We start from the raw sequence: 22,228 nt of genomic DNA on the forward strand, positions 1-22,228 counted from the left end.
AGTAAAGGCGGCGACCCCCATCGAATTTGTAGGGAGAGGGAGAGATTGATGTAAGTGAAAGTGTCATTGTTTCAAGCAACTTGTTTGAAAATTTAAGGGAGGTAATATGGAATGGGGAAAAAACGAATTTACTTAAATGCATTTGAAATGAATTGTGTAGGTCACCAATCGCCTGGTCTGTGGACACACCCAGAAGATCGGTCACATCAATATAAAGACAGTAAGTATTGGATTGAACTTGCAAAAGTTTTGGAGAAGGGTCGCTTTGATGCGATATTTCTTGCGGATGTATTAGGGACGTACGATGTTTATAAAGGATCAAGGGATGCCGCCGTTCGTCATGGAACGCAATCTCCAGTAAACGATCCTTTTCTTGTTGTTCCACTCATGTCAGCTGTGACAAAACATCTTGGTTTTGGGGTGACGGCTTCCGTTAGCCATGAACATCCATACACATTTGCAAGGAGAATATCGACACTTGATCATTTAACGGATGGCCGTGTAGGATGGAATATTGTGACTTCCTATTTGAAAAGCGCCGCCGTTAATATGGGGCTTGACGATCAAGTGGATCATGACGAACGCTATGATATTGCGAATGAATACTTAGAGGTTTGTTATAAGCTTTGGGAAGGCAGCTGGGAAGATGATGCCGTACAAGTAGATAAAGAGAACGGCATTTATGCCAATCCAGAAAAAGTGCATGACATTAACCATGAAGGAAAGTATTTCAAAGTGCCTGGAGCGCATTTAAGCGAACCATCGCCACAGCGCACGCCGGTTCTATTCCAAGCAGGTGCATCAACAAAAGGTCGTACCTTCGCAGCAAAAAATGCTGAACTTATTTTTATTGGTTCACCTACTCTGAATGCAGCGAAAACAACTGTGGAAAGAATGCGAAGCGATGCAATAAAAATCGGAAGAAATGCTGAAGAATTGAAAATCTTGACAATGGTGACGCCGATAGTAGGAAGAACGGAAGAAGAAGCATTGGAGAAATATGAAGATTATAAAAAGCATGTCAGCTACGAAGGGGCGCTTGCCTTATTTGGCGGATGGACAGGCGTTAATCTAGAGGGTTTAGATCCGAACTCTACATTGGAATATATTGAAAATAACGCAATTCGTTCGGCATTGGAAAACTACACAAAAAATGATCCTGAAAGACAATGGACAATCCGTGAAATTGCCGAATCAATCGGAATCGGCGGAATGGGAACGGCCATGGTCGGATCACCGGAACAAGTTGCTGATTTACTGGAAAAATGGGTGGATGAAGCCGGTGTAGATGGATTTAACTTGGCATATGCCGTTTCCCCGGGTACATTTAAAGACTTTGTTGAATTGGTCGTTCCTGTTTTACAAGAAAGAGGTCGCGTCCCCGTAGAATACGAAGGTACATCATTCCGTGACAACCTATTTGGCAAAGGAGATCAACTCCCAGCCCATCATGCAGGAAAACAATACCGTATCGCAAAGCAAACTGTTTAAAAAAGAAATGGGTCGATATGAAAGTAACAAACCCACAATATACTACTAGTACTTACTAGACAACTAGCGGCTCTCAATTTAGGGATTTCCTTAAAAGAGAGCTTTTTATTTTTTTATGAATTTAGAAAGAACTTCATTGTACGTTTCCTTTCTTTCTAAAATTGGAAAGTATCCGCACTTATCAAATACGACTACCTCTGCTTTGGAATAAAGATCAGGCGTAAATAATTATTGTAGTTAGCATAGAATATCGGACACTTACTAGCTGGTAATTTCATCTAACCGCGATCTTTTCTTTCATATTCCTTCGTTTTTCTACTATACTATTCATAGGCAGCATGTGTGCTGTAAGTTGGAAAAGTAAAGGGGAATGAGTACGATTCGAATCAATTGGAAGAGGTTACTTGTTCTTTTTGCTATTGTCTTTTTGGTAATCCAAATCGCCGGTAGCTTTATTTTATATGAGATGGCGGTCAAGCGGGGACCGAAAGAGTTCTTGCAAAACAATGCCGATTTGGAAGTGTCGGATCAGGCGATGGATTTGTTTTTGAATGGTGAATGGATCGACTGGGTAAATGATCAGGAATTTGAACGTCTTACGTTAACGTCACGCGACGGACTGGAATTGTCGGGCTACTATTTACCGGCAAACAAGCCGACAAATAAATTGGTTGTTTTAACGCACGGTTATTTAGGGCATGCGTTGCAGATGGGGCTATTTGGACAGCATTATTATGCCGATTTGGGCTACAATATTTTCATGCCTGATGCACGGGGGCATGGCAAGAGCGCGGGGAAATATTACGGGTTTGGCTGGCACGATCGTCTTGATTTGATTGACTGGACGCATCTGTTGGTGGAGAAGCTTGGGCCTAATACGGAAGTGGCTTACCATGGGTTATCGATGGGGGCGGCGACTGTTTTGATGGCTAGCGGGGAAGAATTACCTCGCCAAGTAAAAGCGATTATAGCGGACAGTCCGTATGAGTCTGTCTATCAATTATTCGAGTATCAAATGAACCGGATGTTTCATTTGCCGGCATTTCCGATGTTGGATAGCACCAGTCTGTTAACAAAAGTTAGGGCGGGTTATTCATTCAAGGAAGCGAGTGCGTTGAAAGAAGTGGAGAAGACGAATGTCCCGATCTTGTATATTCACGGGGAAAGCGATACATTTGTTCCGACGAAGTTGACAAAAGATTTGTATCGGCATACTTCAAGTGACGCAGAACTCCTTCTTGTCCCGGGTGCAAACCACGGTGAATCCATTGCATTGGCTGGAGATGAATATAAAATGACGGTAGATCGTTTTCTTGAGCGGTATATTGAGTAGCGTTAGGTGAATAACGACCCATATACAATACACTAATAGAAAAAGTAACCATCCTTTGCTAACTGGCTAGTAAATGGGATGGTTACTTTTTTTACACTCTTTTTTAATAGCGTATTGTAATAGAGAATGAAGTTCTAAACTAAAGGACTAGAGGTCTTTTGTACCTTTCATTTCACTATAACTATACTAGACTAGTATACGGATTAGAATATATTAATTAGGAGAATGTCTCATGAAAAAGATGAAAAAGAGTTGGCTAATGATGATTGCTTTTGCTTTACTCATTAGTGGAATTGCAGGTTTTGCCGCACCTAAGGAAGCAAAGGCGAATTGGTTATTCAAATATAAACACGGTTATTTTTCGAATTACGTAGAAACACCGGCTTATAGCGCGTCTGCTAGTGGTGCAAAGTCCGTCACTTTATATGCAGGCGAAATTCTCGCTAGTAGCACAGCGAAGGGATCATTCAAATTACATATACAGATTCAACCCGGCGGTAAGGGAGCTTGGAAGACAATTAAAACGATTAAGGCAAATAAAAACGGTAGGACCTATTTTGATTCACCGAAATTCTCGCCGAAAGATCGGTACAGATTCAAGCTAGTGAATGAAGGAACGAAAAACAGAGTGAACTATAACATGATGTGGGCACCCTTTTACTCTAGCAAATGATTTTTAGTTGCAGAAACAGGTATCAATTGGAAACTATTAGGGAGCGTGCAAAATGGAAAAGATGAAAAAGAGTTGGCTAATGATGATTGCGTTGGCTGTAATTATTACTGGTATCGCGGGTTTAGTTGCGCCTAAGGAAGCTGAGGCTTCTTGGCTTTATACAAACAGAAGCGGTTACTTTTCTAATTACGTAGAGACGCAAGATTATCAAGGGAAGTATAGTAGCAGTACAAAGTCAGTAGCTTTACTCTCCGGTTCCATTGTAGCGAATAGTTCAGCAACAGGATCCTTTTCACTTCACATACAAACCAAAGCATCCGGCGGTACTTGGAAAACAATCAAAACAATCAAAGTAAATAAAAACGGTACAACAAGATTTGAATCACCAAAATTCTCAACAAAGAGTGGATACAGGTTCAAGTTGGTAAATGAAGGAACAAAAAGTAGAGTAAATTATAAAATGTCTTGGATTCCATTCGGCTACGGAAATTGATAATTAGTTAATAGAAGGCGTTTCGTTGATTGGAGCGGAAAGCGTCCGCCCGAAGCGGAAATCAACTTTGTTCGTATTTCAACACTAAATCTTCTATTATGAAAATAACTCAATTATATAAACATATAAAAAAGATCAGCCTTCTATGTGAATTAATCCGTTCAGTTCAGTAGTACAAAACGCTAATTTAATGACGAAATAGACCGCTAATTCACATATAGAATAGTGGTCTTTTAAATGCCTTTATATCAACGTTTATAAGCAAATAGTGTTCGTTTTAGCAGTTCAATTAGCGGATGAATCGAATGACTTACAATAATTATTGTAAGATGATTTTTTCTTGTTAAAATTAATGTTAGTTAGATGGTTAATTTAATCGAGGTTAGAAATGTAAAAGTTGCCGGAATCAAATAAAAATAGGACCAGTTACAGTCTTTAAATAACATTATTCATTAAATAATTGCGCCCGTTTAAGGCAAAACAAAGGATTATAAAAAGACAAACTGTTGGTTGCTTCAAATAGTAATTGAGAATAAATCAAAGCATTGTTCATCTTTACGAAAGAGAATAGTAATTAGGCTTAGAGATACTTTCTTCAACTAACGATTCACATCGCTTCATTTTTTTTTCAATGTTTAAACTTCAAACTGTTTAAAATGATGATCAAGGTGCTTGTATATTCCTTTACCCCATTGCTCAGAAGTGAGTTTTCCGAAAAAAGGATGCGGATGAGTTGTGCACTTCTCTGGTCCGTTATTTTGGAATGTGATAATTTTTTGTTTTAGCTTTTCTTTTTCTGTGTCAAATTCTTTATCATCTGCAATCAAAATGGTTGGAATAGTAGACATATTATGGGGCAGTGTCTTGTCATTGTAAATGATTTGTTTTGCAAACCTCCCTACTATTATTCCTAACCAACTCCTTGGTGGAAAAGAATTTCCCATTGCAATGTCTTGGAAAGATGAACAATGCGCTAGCATTTGGGCAACATCCATTTTTCCCCACTTCGGTTGTGAATTTGGACTCAATTTGTCAATACGCTTTAAAACTTCTGCTGTATGCATTTGATTAAAAATATTTTTCATTAGTGCATATCCCCTTTATTTACAATGAGTCAACCTTCTTAACTTAGTTAGCCAGTTTGTTAAGTAGTCCGACTTTTTTATTCTGCTTTTATTATAGCAGGGTTGTCTTATAAATCCTTAAATTTCCGATAATTGGATTTCGATTTCTTGGACACTTGTCGATTTCAAGCGAATGAAAATAGCACCGCGATTAGCGGTGCTATTTGTTACTTAAATTTTGGCGAAACTATCGCCTGAAATCGTGTTAATTCTCGTGTTATTTGAAGCGTTTTTTTGTTTTTTGAACCAATCAACTGAACGGGTTACTATATGAATGGCTGATCTTTTCTTTATTTGTTTGAAGCATATCAATGTGTCGCCTAATTAAAATTAGGCCCGGCCCATTGAAAAAGGCGAGAGTCCATATAGCTCTCACCTTTCATATCTGGAAATTACGTGTTTCTGCTAGGTTGTTGTTTCTTGTGTTTTCCTTTAGAATCAAATGCAGCAGTAAGATCAGTGGAAAATTCTTCGTTTAATTTGTTGTTGGGGTTACTGTCATTATCGTTGATCTTATTGTCTTTGTAGAGTTCTAAACTGTTGTGAGTTCGTTCATTCATTGTCTTTTTGTTGTTTTTATTCAAGGACGTTCACCTCCCATAGACTAATGTGCGCAGTATAGAAGGTTTTATTCATAAAGAAAAAGGGAAGTTAACCACGTTGGTTTAACTTCCCTTTTGCGCTTTCAGTAATTCATGCACCAAAGTTATTTTTTTAAACCGTCTAACACTTTTGAAGTGAACTTTTGTATTTCTTCAACGGGATCTAACTTGTCTCCAAAAATGATCCAGTCGTAGATTGTGCCTCTCATACAACGTGTGATAAGCATCGAAATATCTTCTTCGGTTGGACCTTCCTTAAATTCTTCTGACTGGATCCCTTCTTTGACAAATGATTCGATGACTTTATACAAGTTTCGATCTGGGCTTGCCAAGTAGTGATTTTCATTAATCGTTAAAGAAAGTGCGCTCGAGTATACCGTGCGAATTAAATCTTTCCCCAACTCATCTCGCAAATAGGTCATTTGACCTCTGTAAAAAATCAGTATTTTTTCACTTGCACTGATGTCTTTTGGGATTTCGGGAACGAATGATAAGTAAAAATCATCAATGTCTTTAAACTTTTCTTGGAAGATATCATACTTCGAATTGAAATGAACATAAAATGCCCCTTTCGATACATTGCATGATGTGACGATTTCATCGACGGTTACATGGTCAAATCCTTTTTTATGAAAAAGTGCCAAAGCCGTTTCTAACAGATTCTTTTTAGTTTCTTGTGCTTTTATTTGCCGCGGTGTTAATTTTGACATATTTAGTCCTCCTTATTGTTGCTCTATAGATAGAGTACCATGCAAATTGAAAGAATTGAGTTTTCAATATACTTCTTGACTAATTAGAAAACATAATCTAGTATAAGGGTGACTAAGGTATTTGACTACGGTATGTGAAGTGGATGAACTAAATAGTGGCTTGCGAAAGAAATGGCTGATGAAAATAATGCGCCATTGCCGATTGGTGACGAGTTAATCGCGCTTTATGAAAAAGCAGTTGAAGAAGGGTACGGCGGGGAAGATATGTCTTCTGTTTATTTAATGATGAAGGATAAAAGCGAAAGTAAATTGATCAAGCAGTAACCAACACAAACTAGGAGGAATATAAATGACGTCAATTAAAAATGAAAATAAAGTAACGAATTTAAAGCACTTTATCGGTGGGGAAATGGTAGATGGTACAAGTGAACGGTTTGGGGATGTATTCAACCCTTCAACAGGTGAAGTAATTGCTCATGTGCCATTAGCGACGAAAGAAGAAGTGGATGAAACGGTTGCGCAAGCACAAGTAGCTTTTCCAGCATGGGGAAAGACATCTGTCGGACGACGAGTAGAAATCATTCACCGTTTCAGAAGTTTGTTATTAGAAGAAATGGATCAGTTGGCGGAAATGATTGGTAGGGAATGCGGTAAAACACTCTCGGATGCTAAGGGAGAAATTACTAGAGGGATTGAATCTGTAGACTTTGCGATCAATGCGCCACAAATGTTAAAAGGGGAGCACTCGGTCAACGTTGGTGGGAACATTAATGCGTATTCGATGAAACAACCTTTAGGTGTTGTCGCGGCAATTTCACCGTTCAACTTCCCAGTAATGGTGCCCCTTGCTATGACTTCAATGGCAGTTGCTTGTGGAAATGCGGTCGTTTTGAAACCTTCTGAGCGTGTTCCGAATTCGGCACTGTTCATCTCTGAATTATGGAAAAAAGCTGGCCTTCCAGCGGGTGTATGGAGTGTTGTTAATGGAGATAAGGAAGCTGTCGATGCGTTGCTGACAAATCCGACGGTCACTGCTATTTCCTTTGTTGGATCTACAAAAGTGGCGGAGTATATTTCCCATGAAGGGACACGGAATAATAAGCGTGTTGCTGCTTTCGGCGGTGGAAAAAACAATATGATTATTATGCCAGATGCGGACATAGATCATGCAGTTACGGCATTCCTTGGAGCGGCATTCGGGGCGGCTTCACAACGTTGTATGGCGATTTCCGCTGCGATTCCGGTCGGAGAAAAGACGGCTGAACAATTTACTGCGAAATTGAAATCGCGTGTGGAGGAATTGAAAGTAGGATCATACGATGACGAACAAGCCGATTTTGGGCCGGTCATTACACAACAATCAAAAGATACTGTTCTTAAATACATTGAAGAGAGTCTAGAAGAAGGTGCCCAACTATTTGTAGATGGAAGAAATCCAGCAATCTGTGAAACAGAGAAAGGTTTCTATGTAGGGCCAACTGTGCTAGATCATGTTACAACGGATATGAAAATCTTTAAAGACGAAGTGTTCGGGCCTGCACGTATTGTTGTACGCGTGAACTCATTAGATGAAGCAATCGCGTTAACAAACGATCACGAGTTGGGGAATGGTGTGACTATTTTCACGAATAGCGGCGCTGCGGCAAGGAAATTTACAGAAGAAATCGAAGTCGGTATGGTCGGCGTAAACGTTCCGATTCCGATTCCGGTCGGTTACCACAACTTTGGCGGTTGGAAACGTTCTAAGTTCGGGGAAGGGCATATGTTTGGACCGGATACAGTTCGATTCTTTACAAAAACAAAAACTGTTTCAGAAAGATGGCCTGAGCCGAGCTCGGTTGAGGAGAAAACGGACTTTGCGTTCCCAAGTAATAAGTGAAATTGCATAAGATGAAAAAGGAAGTCAGCCAATTGATAGTTGGTTGGCTTTTTTCTAGGTTGTAAAGTAATTTTAACAGACAAAAAAATAACTTGTAACAGGTAGCTATGCACAACACCATCGCATCGTGCACAGCTGCCTTTTACACATGCCGATTATTCCTCCAATATCCCTCTCAATTTCACAAGCATTCGGTGGCGGCGTTTCTTTATGCCGCTCAGCGAGATTGCGGCTTTCTTTGCACATTCGGCAAGCGTCAATTCTTCAACAAACAACCATTGGATCAGCTCGCGTTCTGTATGTGTGAGCGTTTTAAAGGCATTGTCTAGTTGGTCTGACCATTCCGTCGGTGCGAAATCTTCTGTAACGACTAGCGCCTTCAATATTTCATCTTCCATTTGTGAAGTGTTTTCCTCGAAACGATTTTCCCTTTTTAATTCATCCAACATAGCACCGCGGATGCTTCTATAAGCATAAGGCGTAAAGTTTCCTTTTTCTTTGTCAAAGCGGGTCCACGCTTGCCATAATGCGACTCTTCCTGATTGCCTGAAACTGTCATGGTCACGGTAAATATTTAGTTTGCGAATAGATGCTGAAATCATCGGTTCATATTGCAACAACACGTCTTCAAACTTCGTCACGATTGCGGTCCTTTCGACCGTGCACGATTCTTTTATTCCCGGGTGATTTCATCGTAGTCCATCCCCAAAAGAAGAACCACCGGGCTTATTTGACGTATGTCGGACGAAACGTGACCTATCGACTTACTAAAACCTGCTTAGTAGACGTGTAAAGACAAGTAGTAAAGTATTTTTGGAAAATGAAGACAAAAAAATGATCCCCATCTATTGGTGTCATAGATGGGGATCATTTTTTGAGTTGATTCGGGCATTTTTTCAAGGTTTGCTACTTATGTATAGTTCCTTTTCGCGCTCAATATTACGATATATGTCGAGAGTCGTGTGTAGTTTACGTTGTTGGTTTTCTAGTGTATGTTTGGAAGCTTTTACTGTAATGGACATCCCGTTTTTAAATGTCACTAAGGATAGGCCTTGCCCCAATTCTTTCACATCAAATCGATGATTAAAAATCCAGACGCATTCCAAACTATCCGAAGAGCATGTTGGAAAAGCACCGACATCTTGTGAAATAAGAAATGGTGTTTTCCTTAAATAGTTTAATAATTTTCGTACGGCTTCTTTGCTACCTTTTTTTGTGAAACCACTTCGGATACATGCAGTATCAAGCAACTCGATCGCAGACATTTTCGAATAGTAGATACCGTGGGTTGTTATAATTTTGGATTGAAATCCATCAAGGAAATAGGATTTAACTGCTAATGCTCTACAATCCATCAAATAAGAATCGCATTTCATCAAAAACTATTCACTCCCTTATATGGTTTTTATCTAACATACCCCATATTTAATAAATTGGCAATAGTTAGAATACAAAACATCGAAATAGGTCGGTAAGTTCGACCAAATGGAAGACTTGGCATATTAGGTGGTGGTGGAATAGGCTTATTAGTTCTTTATAATTATTTTAGATAATATCTATTTTTTACATGGGATAATTCTATTGATTGAGTTAACTTCATAATTGAAGATTTAGTGTTGAAATACGAACAGGGTTGATTTCCGCTTCGGGCGGACGCTTTCCCTGGGCATGGCTTCAATCACCTCTTCACTGCGTTCCTGCGGGGATTTCAGCTCGCTCTGTTCCCACTAGAGTCGCCGCCCTCCGCTCCAATCAACGAAACGCCTTCTATATTAATGAACAATAAAAATTAAAACCCTACTATCATTCGTATTTCAAGTTAAAATAGGGAATTATGAAATCGACTCGATTATAATCAAGTTATCTTTAGTTCGACCTGGATAGCTATTTGTTTGGGATTATCCTTTAATTTCATATAGTAATCTTAATAGGTGTATAGTACAATTGGCATTGTTGTATAAATAGTAGTATTTACTTATTTTTTGGAGGGTGTTTACTTGGAAACTGAAACGAAGAAAAAGATATGGATTATTGGTGGCATAATTAGCTTTATACTTATAGCACTTATTATCAATGCTAGTAATATATCCAAAATTAAAAAAGAACAAAACGCTGAAGTTGCTTCATTAGAAGAGCAACTTGAGAAGAAAAACGAACTTATAAAAGAAAAAGATTCGAAAATCAGCGAACTAAATGAAAAAGTTGAATTAGCAAAACCTTGGTTTGAGCTTGCCGAAAAAGAGAAGCAAGCAAAAATTGAAGAAGAAAAAGCGAAGGAAGAAGCAGAACGACTAGCCGCAGAGAAGCAAGCCCAAGAAGAAGCCGATAAAAAAGCCGCAGAAGAAGCGGAAGCTAAGAAAAGGGCAGAAGCGGAAGAGAAAAAGGGCTATGAGACGGGAATTACATATAACCAAATTGCAAGAAATCCCGATGATCACGAGGGCGATAAAGTGAAGTTCCGTGGTAAAGTTGTTCAAGTCTTAGAAGGGGACGGCGAAACGCAAATAAGAATAGCGGTTAATAGTAATTATGATACAGTACTTTACGGTACATATGATTCTAGTATTGTGGATTCAAGAATATTAGAGGACGACATAATTACTGTAATGGGATTATCAGCTGGATTGTTAACTTATGAGTCTACAATGGGTGGAAAAATTACGATTCCGAGCATGTTGATTTTTCAAATTGATCAGTAAGAACAAGTGGTTATAGACAGACATAAGAACTAATCGTTAGTTAGATTTGTGTTGCATAGAAAAAGACCAGACATTCCTGTCTGGTCTTTTATTTATTATATTTCATTATGGCACCCTTGAAAAGGAATACCAATTTCAGTTCTTTTATGTAATTACTAAAAGGTTGGTGGTGTAATAATCCAAATAACTTTTAAGGAATCCTCTCCAATATTTCTCCAAGCATGTGGCAAGCGACTTGAAAAGTTTATCGTATCTCCTGTATTGAGGATAAATGTAGACTTATCAACGGAAATCTCCATTTGTCCATCCAAGATAATAATGCATTCTTGCTCGCTATCATGCGAATAATGAGTGCCGCTTCCTCCCCCCGGTTCGACTGTTGAATAAATAACTTCTAAATTACCTTCCTGGCCCGTTAATAAATAATCAATAGTTTTTCCATCGGGATAAGTCATTTTTCGTCTGTTTTCTTTTCTAATGATTGAAACTGATTGTAGTTTATGGTTTTCTTCATCAATTCCATGAAAGAGCGAGGACACATTTATCTCCAATGCACTTGCTATTTTTTGAATTGATGCGACAGACCCTTTTGTTAGATTGCGCTCAAGTTGACTGATGAAACTAGACGTGAATCCTGTTTTCTTCGAGACGTCATTGATTGTAATTCCTTTACTTTTTCGAATAGACCGTATCTGTTCGCCTATAGACCCAATTTTCTCATTCATCTAAAATCTCTCCTTGATTAATTTTTCAGATTACTATATAGTTAAGCTCTACTTAATTTAATTTGTTTTTTTAAGTTAGGGTTAATTAAAGTATGAGTATAGTACTAGTGTAACAGGATTAATGTGGAAAGTGGAGTAGGTAGCAAGATTATAGTAGCTAACTAAACTATTAAGTAAGAAAAAGGATTTTCAGATTCACCTTATTGCGAAGTGGAAAACCAGTTATAAGAGGAGGGATTTTTGTGGGGGAACTAATCTTTAGCGTTTGTTATGGAAGTTCGTTGATTGTCATGGGATTTGTTACAAAAGGTTTCCTGAAGAAAATGGAAAGAGAAGCCCGGGAGGCTGAAAGCACTGAAAGCATTGGAAGTGTGAAAACTGCAAGTAATTATAAAGAGGTGGTGTAGATAATGGTTTTTATAGTAGGAATTATCGTATCTTTTATCATTTACGTATTAATCGGCGTTGTTCTATCTAAAACTGTCAAAAATACGGAAGACTTTTACGTATCAGGCAGAAGCGGGACAACTTTAATGATTACTGGAACGCTCGTCGCCTCTTTTTTAAGTACAGTTTCTTTTATGGGAGAAGTTGGGTTTTCGTATGAAGGATATGCCATACCTTTACTTGTTCTCGTTATTTTTAATGCGAGTGGTTATATATTTGGCGTATTCTTATTTGGTCGTTACTTACGTAGAAGCAAATCATTAACAGTTCCTGAGTATTTTGGTAACCGCTTTCAATCCAAGAAGGTAAGAATGGTTGCTGCAATCACTACAGTTCTTGGTATTTCGGCTTACTTAGTTGCAGTAACACAAGGAGCTTCAATCTTACTTGCTGAGATTTTTAAAATTCCGTACGCCATAGCAATTGTTGTTATGTGTATTGTTTACGCATCATTTACAGTTCTTTCAGGTGCTAAAGGCGTAATGGTTAATGATACAATCATGTTCTTTATCTTTTCAATTGCAGCCTATATTTCTTTTCCCTTTATTATAAAGTCTACGGGCGGATTTCCAAATGCAATTATTAATGCAGCAAATAGCGTTGAAAAACCCGATATGTTCAGCTGGCATGGATTGACCGGACCCGGGGCGTACATGGGAACTCCAGCTGAAACGATTATTTGGGCAATTATTTTAGGGCTAGTTTGGGGTTCTGTTGTTGCAATAAGCCCTTGGCAAAGCAGTCGTTATTTAATGGCGAAAAATGAACATGTAGCAATTCGCTCTGGTATTTGGGCAACAATTTCAATTTTTACAATTTACTTGTTCTTGCATATTAGTATCACTACTGTTAACAACATTAAAACGGATATCGTACCAACAGAAAAAGTCTTTATATGGGCTGCGATGAATATAGTTCCGACGTGGCTTGGCGTTATTATTGTTAGTGGAATCATGGCAGCTGCCTTATCTTCTTGCGCTACGTTTTTACAACTAATCGGGAATAGTTTGGCCAGGGATATATTGGGAGAATTAAAAGGTAAAAGCTATACAGATAAAGATTTGTTAAAAGTAAGTCGAATTTCAATGATTGGTGTTACTTTCATCATTTTGTTAATTGGTTTATGGCAACCTCCAGCGGTCATGTGGATAGGCTATTTTGCAGCAACATTATTTGCGGCTTCATGGGGGCCTGTCGCATTCTCCAGTGTATTTTCGAAAAAGGTAACAAAAGAAGGTGCATTTTGGAGTATTATCGTCGGTTTCTTAGGTGTCATTTTTGGAGAACTATTAAAGCTAGTAATCGCTTTACCAGTCTACTTAAACCCAGTTATTATCGGTGTCATTTTAAGTGGGGCAGCTCTTGTAATTGGTTCTAGATTTGGAGTTATCACGGATGAAGAGCGAGCATATCAAGCTAGATTGTTACAGCGTCCAATTGAAGACAACGAAGCGAAAGAAATGGCTATTACGCGTAGGTACCCGGTTTACTTAATGATTAGTGGTGTATTCATTATCGCTGTTACATTCATTTTCTATTACTGGCCACTTTCGCAAAGCTAAGTTGTCTAAACGATATGTTAACAATTATAATTATTTGATTAAATTGACTTAACGGAAAGGGGCGTTTTGTAATGACGCAATTTAAACACTTATTCACGAAAGTAATGATTGGAAATACAGAGATTAAGAATAGAATCTTAAGTACTGCCCACCAAACGAATCATGTCATAGATGGTATTCCTACGGATGATTTGATTGCATATCATGAGGCTCGTGCTAAAGGTGGAATAGGTTTAATGATCCTTGAAGCCGCCGCAGTTCATCCTTCTGGTATGCTGACGACAAAGACAATTGCAGGTTTCGATCAAAGGGTTGTTGAGGCTTATTCGAATTTATCCAAAAGGATGAAGCAATATGGAACAAAAGTTTTTTCACAGCTCTTTCACGGTGGAAGAGAAGTCGTATCAAGCGATTACCGTAACGCAGCATGGGCTCCTTCATCGGTTCCCAGTTTACGATTTAGTACGATGCCAAAACCAATGAGTTTAGAAGAAATAGATGAAGTAATTGAAGGCTTTGCCATTTCAGCGAAGTTAGCAAAAGAAGGTGGGCTTGACGGTGTTGAAATTTGTTGTTCACACGGATATCTTCCTGCACAATTTTGGGCAACCCATACGAATCTAAGAACAGATGAATATGGTGGTTCGTTTGAAAATCGCATGCGCTTTATCGTTGAAGTGATTGAACGCGTATGGAAAGCAGTAGGTGAAGATTTCACAGTCGGTATTCGGATGAGCTCTGATGAAATGACGATGGACGGTACGAAGATAAAGGATGCTGTACAGATTGCTGAGTATCTTGCTGAAAAAGTTCGTCTCGACTTTATCGATATTACAGCCGGGGATTCAAGCACATTTTCAGGATCAACCCATATCGTACCGCCTTCACCAATGAAGCAAGCCTATCTATCGACGGATAGTTTCAAAATCCGGATGGCAGCGGCTGTTCCAGTATTTGTCGGTTCAAGAATTGTCGATCCAATTCAAGGAGAGCAAATCATTGGCACCGGAAAAGCGGATATGGTTGGGATGACACGCGCTACAATTGTTGATCCTGATATGCCAAATAAAGCGTTGAATGGTGACTTTCATTTAATAGATGCGTGTATTGGTTGTTTGCAAGCTTGCATCGGGCATTACCATAAAGGTTTGGCAATCGGCTGTATTCAAAACCCGCAGGCGGGGAGAGAAGCACAGATTCTGCCGCTATTAAAACAGAAGAAGAGTAAAAAATCTATCCTTGTAATCGGTGCGGGACCAGGTGGAATGGAAGCTGCTGTTGCAGCCGATGCACAGGGTTACGACGTAACACTTGCAGATCAAAGCGAAACAATTGGTGGTTTACTTAAAACGATGCGAAAAGCCCCAATGCGTCGTGAAGTAGCTGAATCGATGTTGGACAATTACTCTAAACAATTAGCTGCAAGTAATATAAATGTTGAATTGGGGAAGAAAATTACAAAAGAAGAAGTGGATGCCTTGGCACCGGATGCAGTTATTTGTGCTCTTGGTTCAAGACCATATCTACCACAAGTAGAGGGAATAGACGACCCTCGGATTGTTACAGTGGACGGGTTGTTTAATAAAATGGATGTTAAAAAGGGCAGAAATGCTGTTGTTTTCGACTTTGGCGGCGACTGGGCGGGAATGGAAGCGGCAATCCATTTAGCTGAAGCAGGTTGTGAAGTAACCCTTATTACGGCAAGGCCACACGTAGGAGAAGGGGTCCATCAATATCTTCGCAATGAATATATGAAAAAGCTTGATGAATTAAATGTTACGTTGAAAACTCACCATGACTTTGGTGGTATTAAAAACGGTAAAGTTATTGTTAGAAACTTATTTACACACGTAACAGAAGAAGTGGACACTTATGAAGTGATTGTTTTGTCGACCGGTCGAATTCCTAATATTGAATTGTACGAGGAAATAAAAAAATCAGCTCCATTTGTTAGTCAAATTGGGGATTGTTTAGCCCCTCGGACAATTGAAGAAGCTACATTAGAAGGATTTCAGGCAGCCTTACAAATTGAAACAAAAGCAGCACAATTAAATGATGAAGAAGCGATTGGCTTAGTTAAGGAAGGGGCTGGGATGTAATAATTCGGTAATACTTGAAGAAATAAATTTTTAAAAAGTTGTTTACGCTGACTATTGGAATAATTATTATGGAAAACAGATAAGTTTCCGACAGTTGTAAATAGTAATTAGGGTGATACTACTTATGTGAAAATAGAGTCAGCCAAATAAATGGTTGACTCTATTTTTCGTTATTTGATTACATGAATTGTTATAACTAGGTATTGTAGAAGGGAGATTTAAACCGGGTTATTAGCCAGCGTCATTTTTACGGATTTTTCGATTTGTTCAGCGGCTTTTTCTACTATTGAAAGGGGGCAAGCAAGGTTCATCCGAACGAAGCCATCGCCGCCAGGTCCGAATATGTAGCCTTGATTCAATGCGACTTTCGCTTTTGTTAAAAATAGTTTTTCTAACTCTTCCTTTGTCAGTCCTAGTTCTCGGCAATCAATCCAAGCGAGATAAGTCGATTCTAAAGGAAGAACTTTTAGAGCGGGCAAATGTTCTTCGAAGTATTTCGTTACAAATTGTAAGTTTTCATGAACGTAGTCGATACATTCATCAAGCCATTGTTCACCGTAAGTGTACGCTGCTTCTGTAGCGGCTGGTCCAAATGAATTAAGCATGCCGATTCCGTATCGATCTGTTTCTGCCACAAACTTCTCTCTTAACGCCTCGTTTGAAATAATGATATTCGACGTCTGTAACCCCGCGAGATTAAATGTTTTACTAGGGGCCGTACAAATAATGCTGTTATCCGAAAATGTCTCTGAAATAGCCGCAAATGGTGTATATTTACTTGGCTTATATACATGATCTGCATGAATTTCATCCGATATAACTAGCACGCCATGTTCTGAACAAATCGTTCCAAGACGTTCAAGTTCCTCGCGGCTCCAAACACGTCCCCCTGGATTATGAGGATTGCACAAGAAGAGCATTTTGACGGAAGAATCTATTTTGGATACTAAGTCATCAAAATCCATTTCATATTTACCTTCATTATATAGAAGCGGATTGTATACGATTTGTCTTTCATGGTTTTCAATCATGTTCATGAAAGGATAGTAAATAGGAGGTTGCACAATAATTTTGTCCCCCGGTTTGCTGAAGGCTTGTACAATTAAAGCTAAAGCTGAAACAATACCAGGACTATGGCAAATCCATTCTTTTTTTACAGCCCAATTATGTCGTTTTTTCATCCAATGAATGATTGAATTATAATAGTTATCCATTCCCTTCATGTACCCGAAGATTCCGTGTTCTGCTTGGGCCTGAATGGCTTGAATCACTTCATCTGGAGCTTTAAAATCCATGTCCGCAACCCAAAGAGGAAGTAGGTTTTCGTCACCGAATCGTTCCTCCGTCGCATCCCATTTCAAGGAAGCGGTATTTCGACGATCTATTACGTTATCAAAATTGTATTTCATGTACAATCTACTCCTTATTTAATAGACGTTTAAAAATAGTGTAGCAATCTCGTTATCTGGCGTCAATGAATAATCTGAATACTTGTTTTGTTAATGTTTGTAACTGTAGGGGCTTACGAATGACTAAACGAGATATCTCTTTCAATTTATTAGAAGAAGGAGTATTATCGGAAATGTCGAACGAATTTTGAACAAGTAAATTACATACTACAATTATTTTTATCAATGGAGGTTAAAGAAATGTACGCTCATGTGAATGGAACTAAGTTATTTTTTGATGTAGAAGGTGCTGGATTTGTACCAGAAGGACCAATAATGAAAGAAAAACCAGTTTGTTTTGTATTGCACGGTGGCCCGGGTGGGGATCATACAGGTTTTAAACCTGCACTTAGTCCTTTGGCAGAAGAAATGCAACTCGTTTATATCGATAACAGGGGAAGCGGTAGATCTGACAAAGGTCCACAGTCTACATATACATTGAAAAATAATGTTGAAGACATAGAAGAGCTAAGAAAATACTTAGGGTTAGATAAAATTGTTTTGTTAGGCCAGTCTTATGGCGGAATGGTTGCTTTGGAATATGCTAAAAAATATCAAGAAAACTTGAAAGCATTATTGCTTGTCGTAACGGCACCGAGTAGCGACTTCACGGATAAAGCAAAAGAAATTGTGAAGGAAAAAGGGACGCCGAAACAACAAGAGATGGCACAAGTGCTATGGGACGGCGCTTTCGGGTCTAGCGAACAGCAACAAGAGTATTATGATGTGATGGCTCCATTATATTTACATAGCTATGAAGATACGGCTGAAGCTGACTTGGCAAGAGAAAATGGAAGCAAAAGAGCGAATCGTTCTTATGAAGCGTTGAATGAAGGATTCGGAAGTTTCCTAAGGGAGTATAATGTAGTCGACTTTTTACCGTCTATACATGTACCTACGTTAATAATTGCTGGAAGACATGATTGGATTACACCAGTTGAAGGTTCCATATTTATGAATGAACAAATTCCAAACAGTAAATTGGTTATCTTTGAAGATAGTAGTCATGGAGTTATTAAAGATGAATACGATAAATTTATTGCGACGATTAAAGAGTATGTGAAAAGCGATATCGATTAATAAGAAGGTATGTTGAAATAAAGAATCCGACTAAAAGCGCTTGGCGCTGCTATGCCCACGGAAAGGGAGCCGGTTCAACGATTTTCTTTTTAAGTAAGAATCTTTATTTCAACCCGTATAGATAAAACAGTCGATAGAAGTGGGGAATACCACACTTCTATCGACTGTTTATTTTTATGAACGATACACGCATTTTCCATTTATAAATGTAGATTGGGGGGCTGATCTTAAATCGAAAGGATCTCCGTCCCAAATAACGAAGTCTGCATCTTTTCCTTCTTCGATTGAACCAACACGGTCTGCCACTCCTATATGTTTAGCGGCATTCAACGTAATTGCTTCAAGTGCTGTTTTTTCGGAAAGTCCGTTCTTGACGGCTAGAATTGCACTCGTTCTTAGGTGTTCAATACTTACAACGGGATGGTCGGTAGTGATTGAAATCTGGACGCCTTCTTTAACTAATTCTACTAAAGTGTTCCAGCCTTTGTCTTTAAGCTCTTGTTTTGACCTTGTCGACATTGTCGGACCGACGGAAACCATTACATCGTGTTCAGCGATGAAACTTGAAATTTTATGGCCTTCTGTGCAATGTTCAATCGTCATGTCGATGTTAAATTCTCTTTTAATGCGAAGTGCTGTTGCGATGTCGTCCGCACGATGGGCATGTACTCGTAAAGGAATTTCTTTGCGCAACACTTTCGCGATATTTTCTAACCCAAGGTTTCGTTCGAAAAGGCCGCTTTCAGTTTGATTGATGTAGTTAAGTCCTTCAATAAGTTTTTCTCTAAGTCGACCAGCAACTCCCATTCTAGTAGAACCGGGTCTTCCTTTTTCACCATGGAATCTTTTCGGATTTTCACCGGTTGCAGCCTTTAAGCCAGATGGATTTTTAATAACCATTTGATCGACCACATTGCCAATCGTTTTTAAAACAACCATTTCTCCGCCAATGATATTGGCGCTCCCTGGCATAACTTGCACCGTCGTGACGCCTGCATTTCTAGCATCTTCAAATCCTTTATCACTAGGGAGGATTCCATCCAGTGCTCGCACTTCCGGAGTCACTTCAGAACTTACTTCGTTAAAATCGTGTCCATCGCGGCCTCCGCCTTCTTCGTTTACACCTAAATGAGTATGCACATCAATTAAACCCGGAGTAACTACACTTCCTTGTGCGTCAATGACTTCCGCCCCCGAAGGAATCTCTAGGTTTTTTCCAACGGATACAAACTTTCCGTCTTTCACGAATACCATACCTTCTTCGATTGTTTCAGATGAAACCGTAACTACTTTAGCGTTTTTAATAATTAACAATATAACTCCTCCTCCGAATAATTTGAAAATTTGTTGCTTTCCGATAGCTATGTATCTATAATATCCTATAAGGTATCATTTTTCGATACATAATTACAAAAATGTATTATTTTTGAGTCGTTAAAGGTAAAATACGCCGTTATAAAGGTCGTATGCTGGAAATGTATACCGAAAGTTGGTGGGAATCGTAAAAATGGTAGATGACTTGGATAAAAGAATCATTAAGTTACTTTCAAAAGATGGACGCATGTCATTTCGAGAGTTGTCTAAAACACTTGAAGTAACTGAAAAAACAATCCGAATGAGATATACGAATTTAATTGATAGTGGAATACTAGAAATCGTAGGTAGAATAAACCCCATCACAATCGGGTTAAAGGAAGGGGCTGTAATTCAACTTAAAGTAACACCAAATGGCTTGCAACAAGTGATTGAGTACTTGAAAAGAATTCAGCATATTCGATATATCACAGTAACAACCGGTGAATACCCGCTTTTAATACAAGTGGCGGCGGCAAATCAGGAACAGATAACAGAACTAATTCTTTCTTTATATGAACATAGTGAAATTACAGAACTGAACACAATGATTCAATTAGCAGTATCAAAAAGTTCGTATCAAGTCGACTGAATAATTGATATGTAGGTGAATGGAGGTAAGTATTAAGATGTATATATTGAAACGTTTTTTTACGATGATTTTAACGATATGGGTTATTGCATCATTGACATTCCTAATGATGAAATTTATACCTGGTGATCCATTTGCTTCTGATGCTGATGTATTGCCAGAAGAAGTTTTAAATAATATGAGAGCAAAATATAATTTGGATAAACCAGTCCCGGTTCAGTATGTGTTATACATGAAAGATTTGGCTACATTCGATTTAGGTCCTTCTATCCAATCACGAACGAGATCGGTAAATGATATTATTCTATCCGGGTTTCCTCCTTCGGCATTGCTAGGGGCTCAAGCACTCGTAATTGCGCTCGTTTTCGGGTTGTTCCTAGGAATAATCGCAGCACTCTATCATAATCGGTTCATTGATTACTTTGCGATGGTACTAGCGATTATTGGAATATCGATACCGAGTTTTATATTGGCTCCTTTGTTAATAAAGGTCTTTTCCGTCGATATGGGGTTATTCCCGGTAGCGACTTGGGGCACTTGGCAACATACAGTACTGCCATCCATCGCGTTAGCCTCGATGCCTTTAGCTGTTGTTGCGCGATTTATGAGGTCAAGCATGATTGAAGTTATGAATGCAAATTATATAAAAACGGCGGATGCAAAAGGATTAAGTACACCTGGAATCGTTATTAAACACGGCATACGTAATGCAATCCTTCCAGTTGTATCATTTATAGGTCCGTTGTTTGCTTCACTGATTACTGGAACATTTGTCATTGAAAAAATATTTGCGATTCCAGGCATTGGTCGTTATTTCGTGGATAGTATATTTAACCGGGATTATCCGGTCATCATGGGAACGACAATTTTCTTTAGTGTTATTTTAGTAGTTACACTTTTCTTAATAGATATTTCGTATAGACTTATTGATCCAAGAATTAGTCTTACAAGTAAGGAGGGATAACGTGGTCATTAAACAAGGTGAAAATTCCTTATTTACTCCTGTAGATCCTAGTAAAAAAGTAGTTGATGATATTCAACGTCCTAGTTTAAGTGTTTGGAAGGATACGTTGCTAAGTATCGTAAGAAACAAACTTGCGTTATTAGGATTCTTTTTACTTGCGATCATCGTATTTTTAGCTTTGTTTGGACCGTCGATGGTACCCTACTCGCCATCTGAACAAAATCTTACAAATACAAACTTACCACCATCCATAGATCATTGGTTCGGAACAGATAATTTAGGGCGAGATATGTGGGTGCGTTGTTGGTACGGGGCGAGGGTTTCTTTAATCATTGGTGTTGTTGCGGCTCTTATCGACCTAATACTAGGTGTAATCGTCGGTGGCGTTTCCGGCTATATGGCCGGTCGTGGAAAGAAAGGCGATCGCATTGATGGGTTATTGATGAGGATCGTTGAAGTTCTTTATGGAATTCCATATCTATTAATCGTTATTCTATTAATGGTAATTATGGAACCAGGAATAACAGCTATTATTATTGCTTTGTCTGTTACGGGATGGGTCGGTATGGCCCGAATCATTAGAGGGCAAATTCTTCAATTGAAATCGCAAGAATATGTTCAAGCGGCAGAGAAATTAGGTACATCTCATACGAAAATTATTTCGAAGCATTTATTGCCGAATACGATGGGAATTATTATTGTCAATTTAACATTTACAATTCCGACAGCCATTTTCGCCGAATCCTTTCTAAGTTTCTTAGGCTTAGGTGTTCAAGCCCCGTTTGCAAGTTGGGGAACGATGGCGAATGATGCATTAGGTGTTATTTTAAGTGGTCAATGGTGGAGGCTTTTCTTCCCAGGTTTCCTAATATCACTTACTATGTTTGCGTTTAACGTATTTGGAGACGGTATCCAAGATGCGTTAGATCCAAAAGATCGAAAATAGGAGGTGTG

Annotated in this window: 22 protein-coding genes; 14 read left to right on the forward strand and 8 right to left on the reverse strand. The window is 38.7% G+C overall.

Annotated features, from left to right (window positions below; translation table 11 throughout):
• Window positions 1-111: 111 nt before the first annotated feature.
• The 4 genes from KSU66_RS02340 (at window position 112) to KSU66_RS02355 (ending at window position 3,990) form a co-directional block, all read left to right on the forward strand.
• Complete coding sequence (locus tag KSU66_RS02340) at window positions 112-1,491, forward strand: LLM class flavin-dependent oxidoreductase (RefSeq protein ID WP_269049815.1); 1,380 nt, start codon at window positions 112-114, stop codon at window positions 1,489-1,491.
• Window positions 1,492-1,861: 370 nt separating this feature from the next.
• Window positions 1,862-2,824 (forward strand): alpha/beta hydrolase, encoded by a 963-nt coding sequence (locus KSU66_RS02345; protein ID WP_269049816.1) that lies wholly within the window; start codon window positions 1,862-1,864, stop codon window positions 2,822-2,824.
• A 232-nt stretch (window positions 2,825-3,056) separates the two neighbouring features.
• A complete protein-coding gene (locus tag KSU66_RS02350) occupies window positions 3,057-3,497 on the forward strand; it encodes a hypothetical protein (RefSeq protein WP_269049817.1) in 441 nt (146 codons plus the stop codon).
• A gap of 52 nt (window positions 3,498-3,549) precedes the next feature.
• A complete protein-coding gene (locus KSU66_RS02355; RefSeq protein WP_269049818.1) occupies window positions 3,550-3,990 on the forward strand; it encodes a hypothetical protein in 441 nt (146 codons plus the stop codon).
• Window positions 3,991-4,625: 635 nt separating this feature from the next.
• Here KSU66_RS02355 and KSU66_RS02360 read toward each other — a convergent pair.
• From KSU66_RS02360 to KSU66_RS02370, 3 genes are all read right to left on the reverse strand, one after another.
• Window positions 4,626-5,075, reverse strand: coding sequence for a DUF1569 domain-containing protein (locus tag KSU66_RS02360; RefSeq protein ID WP_269049819.1), 450 nt, complete (start codon window positions 5,073-5,075; stop codon window positions 4,626-4,628).
• A 431-nt stretch (window positions 5,076-5,506) separates the two neighbouring features.
• Entirely contained in the window at window positions 5,507-5,698 is a 192-nt protein-coding gene (locus KSU66_RS02365) for a hypothetical protein (RefSeq protein ID WP_269049820.1), read from the reverse strand.
• A gap of 122 nt (window positions 5,699-5,820) precedes the next feature.
• On the reverse strand, window positions 5,821-6,426 hold the full coding sequence (locus KSU66_RS02370; RefSeq protein ID WP_269049821.1) for a TetR/AcrR family transcriptional regulator: 606 nt from the start codon (window positions 6,424-6,426) through the stop codon (window positions 5,821-5,823).
• 171 nt (window positions 6,427-6,597) lie between these two features.
• Between KSU66_RS02370 and KSU66_RS02375 the strand changes: the two genes are divergently transcribed.
• Both KSU66_RS02375 and KSU66_RS02380 read left to right on the forward strand, forming a co-directional pair.
• On the forward strand, window positions 6,598-6,750 hold the full coding sequence (locus KSU66_RS02375; protein ID WP_269049822.1) for a hypothetical protein: 153 nt from the start codon (window positions 6,598-6,600) through the stop codon (window positions 6,748-6,750).
• A gap of 25 nt (window positions 6,751-6,775) precedes the next feature.
• Window positions 6,776-8,305, forward strand: a complete 1,530-nt coding sequence (locus KSU66_RS02380) for a CoA-acylating methylmalonate-semialdehyde dehydrogenase (RefSeq protein WP_269049823.1) — start codon at window positions 6,776-6,778, stop codon at window positions 8,303-8,305.
• 155 nt (window positions 8,306-8,460) lie between these two features.
• Here the strand turns inward: KSU66_RS02380 and KSU66_RS02385 are convergent, their stop codons facing one another.
• Both KSU66_RS02385 and KSU66_RS02390 read right to left on the reverse strand, forming a co-directional pair.
• Window positions 8,461-8,946 carry a sigma-70 family RNA polymerase sigma factor gene (locus KSU66_RS02385; RefSeq protein WP_269049824.1) on the reverse strand — a complete coding sequence of 162 codons (486 nt, stop codon included), beginning with the start codon at window positions 8,944-8,946 and terminating at the stop codon, window positions 8,461-8,463.
• Between the two features lie 255 nt (window positions 8,947-9,201).
• Window positions 9,202-9,660, reverse strand: coding sequence for a competence protein ComK (locus tag KSU66_RS02390; RefSeq protein WP_269049825.1), 459 nt, complete (start codon window positions 9,658-9,660; stop codon window positions 9,202-9,204).
• Window positions 9,661-10,302: 642 nt separating this feature from the next.
• On the opposite strand from KSU66_RS02390, the gene KSU66_RS02395 reads away from it, so the two are divergent.
• On the forward strand, window positions 10,303-11,004 hold the full coding sequence (locus KSU66_RS02395) for a toxin regulator (RefSeq protein WP_269049826.1): 702 nt from the start codon (window positions 10,303-10,305) through the stop codon (window positions 11,002-11,004).
• Between the two features lie 155 nt (window positions 11,005-11,159).
• Here the strand turns inward: KSU66_RS02395 and KSU66_RS02400 are convergent, their stop codons facing one another.
• The gene (locus KSU66_RS02400; RefSeq protein ID WP_269049827.1) at window positions 11,160-11,729 is read right to left on the reverse strand and encodes a helix-turn-helix domain-containing protein; all 570 of its coding nucleotides are present in this window, start codon (window positions 11,727-11,729) and stop codon (window positions 11,160-11,162) included.
• 242 nt (window positions 11,730-11,971) lie between these two features.
• Here KSU66_RS02400 and KSU66_RS02405 point away from each other — a divergent pair, with 242 nt between their 5' ends.
• The 3 genes from KSU66_RS02405 to KSU66_RS02415 all read left to right on the forward strand — a co-directional run bounded on the left by KSU66_RS02405 (window position 11,972) and on the right by KSU66_RS02415 (window position 15,837).
• Entirely contained in the window at window positions 11,972-12,136 is a 165-nt protein-coding gene (locus tag KSU66_RS02405; RefSeq protein WP_269049828.1) for a hypothetical protein, read from the forward strand.
• A gap of 3 nt (window positions 12,137-12,139) precedes the next feature.
• Window positions 12,140-13,738 (forward strand): sodium:solute symporter family protein, encoded by a 1,599-nt coding sequence (locus KSU66_RS02410; RefSeq protein ID WP_269049829.1) that lies wholly within the window; start codon window positions 12,140-12,142, stop codon window positions 13,736-13,738.
• Between the two features lie 71 nt (window positions 13,739-13,809).
• Window positions 13,810-15,837, forward strand: a complete 2,028-nt coding sequence (locus KSU66_RS02415; protein ID WP_269049830.1) for an oxidoreductase — start codon at window positions 13,810-13,812, stop codon at window positions 15,835-15,837.
• A gap of 218 nt (window positions 15,838-16,055) precedes the next feature.
• Here KSU66_RS02415 and KSU66_RS02420 read toward each other — a convergent pair whose 3' ends face one another.
• The gene (locus KSU66_RS02420; RefSeq protein WP_269049831.1) at window positions 16,056-17,246 is read right to left on the reverse strand and encodes a MalY/PatB family protein; all 1,191 of its coding nucleotides are present in this window, start codon (window positions 17,244-17,246) and stop codon (window positions 16,056-16,058) included.
• 240 nt (window positions 17,247-17,486) lie between these two features.
• Between KSU66_RS02420 and KSU66_RS02425 the strand changes: the two genes are divergently transcribed.
• Window positions 17,487-18,365, forward strand: a complete 879-nt coding sequence (locus KSU66_RS02425; protein ID WP_269049832.1) for an alpha/beta fold hydrolase — start codon at window positions 17,487-17,489, stop codon at window positions 18,363-18,365.
• A 174-nt stretch (window positions 18,366-18,539) separates the two neighbouring features.
• On the opposite strand, the gene KSU66_RS02430 is transcribed toward KSU66_RS02425, so the two are convergent.
• A complete protein-coding gene (locus KSU66_RS02430) occupies window positions 18,540-19,679 on the reverse strand; it encodes an amidohydrolase (protein WP_443028927.1) in 1,140 nt (379 codons plus the stop codon).
• Window positions 19,680-19,857: 178 nt separating this feature from the next.
• Here KSU66_RS02430 and KSU66_RS02435 point away from each other — a divergent pair, with 178 nt between their 5' ends.
• Genes KSU66_RS02435 through KSU66_RS02445 form a run of 3 tightly spaced genes read left to right on the forward strand, consistent with a single transcriptional unit; the run spans window position 19,858 to window position 22,220 of the window.
• Window positions 19,858-20,310 carry an Lrp/AsnC family transcriptional regulator gene (locus KSU66_RS02435; RefSeq protein ID WP_269049833.1) on the forward strand — a complete coding sequence of 151 codons (453 nt, stop codon included), beginning with the start codon at window positions 19,858-19,860 and terminating at the stop codon, window positions 20,308-20,310.
• A gap of 37 nt (window positions 20,311-20,347) precedes the next feature.
• Entirely contained in the window at window positions 20,348-21,274 is a 927-nt protein-coding gene (locus tag KSU66_RS02440) for an ABC transporter permease (RefSeq protein ID WP_329958762.1), read from the forward strand.
• Window position 21,275: 1 nt separating this feature from the next.
• Entirely contained in the window at window positions 21,276-22,220 is a 945-nt protein-coding gene (locus KSU66_RS02445; protein ID WP_329958763.1) for an ABC transporter permease, read from the forward strand.
• Window positions 22,221-22,228 lie beyond the last annotated feature (8 nt).

The sequence above is a fragment of the Sporosarcina sp. G11-34 genome (genome assembly GCF_026931025.1).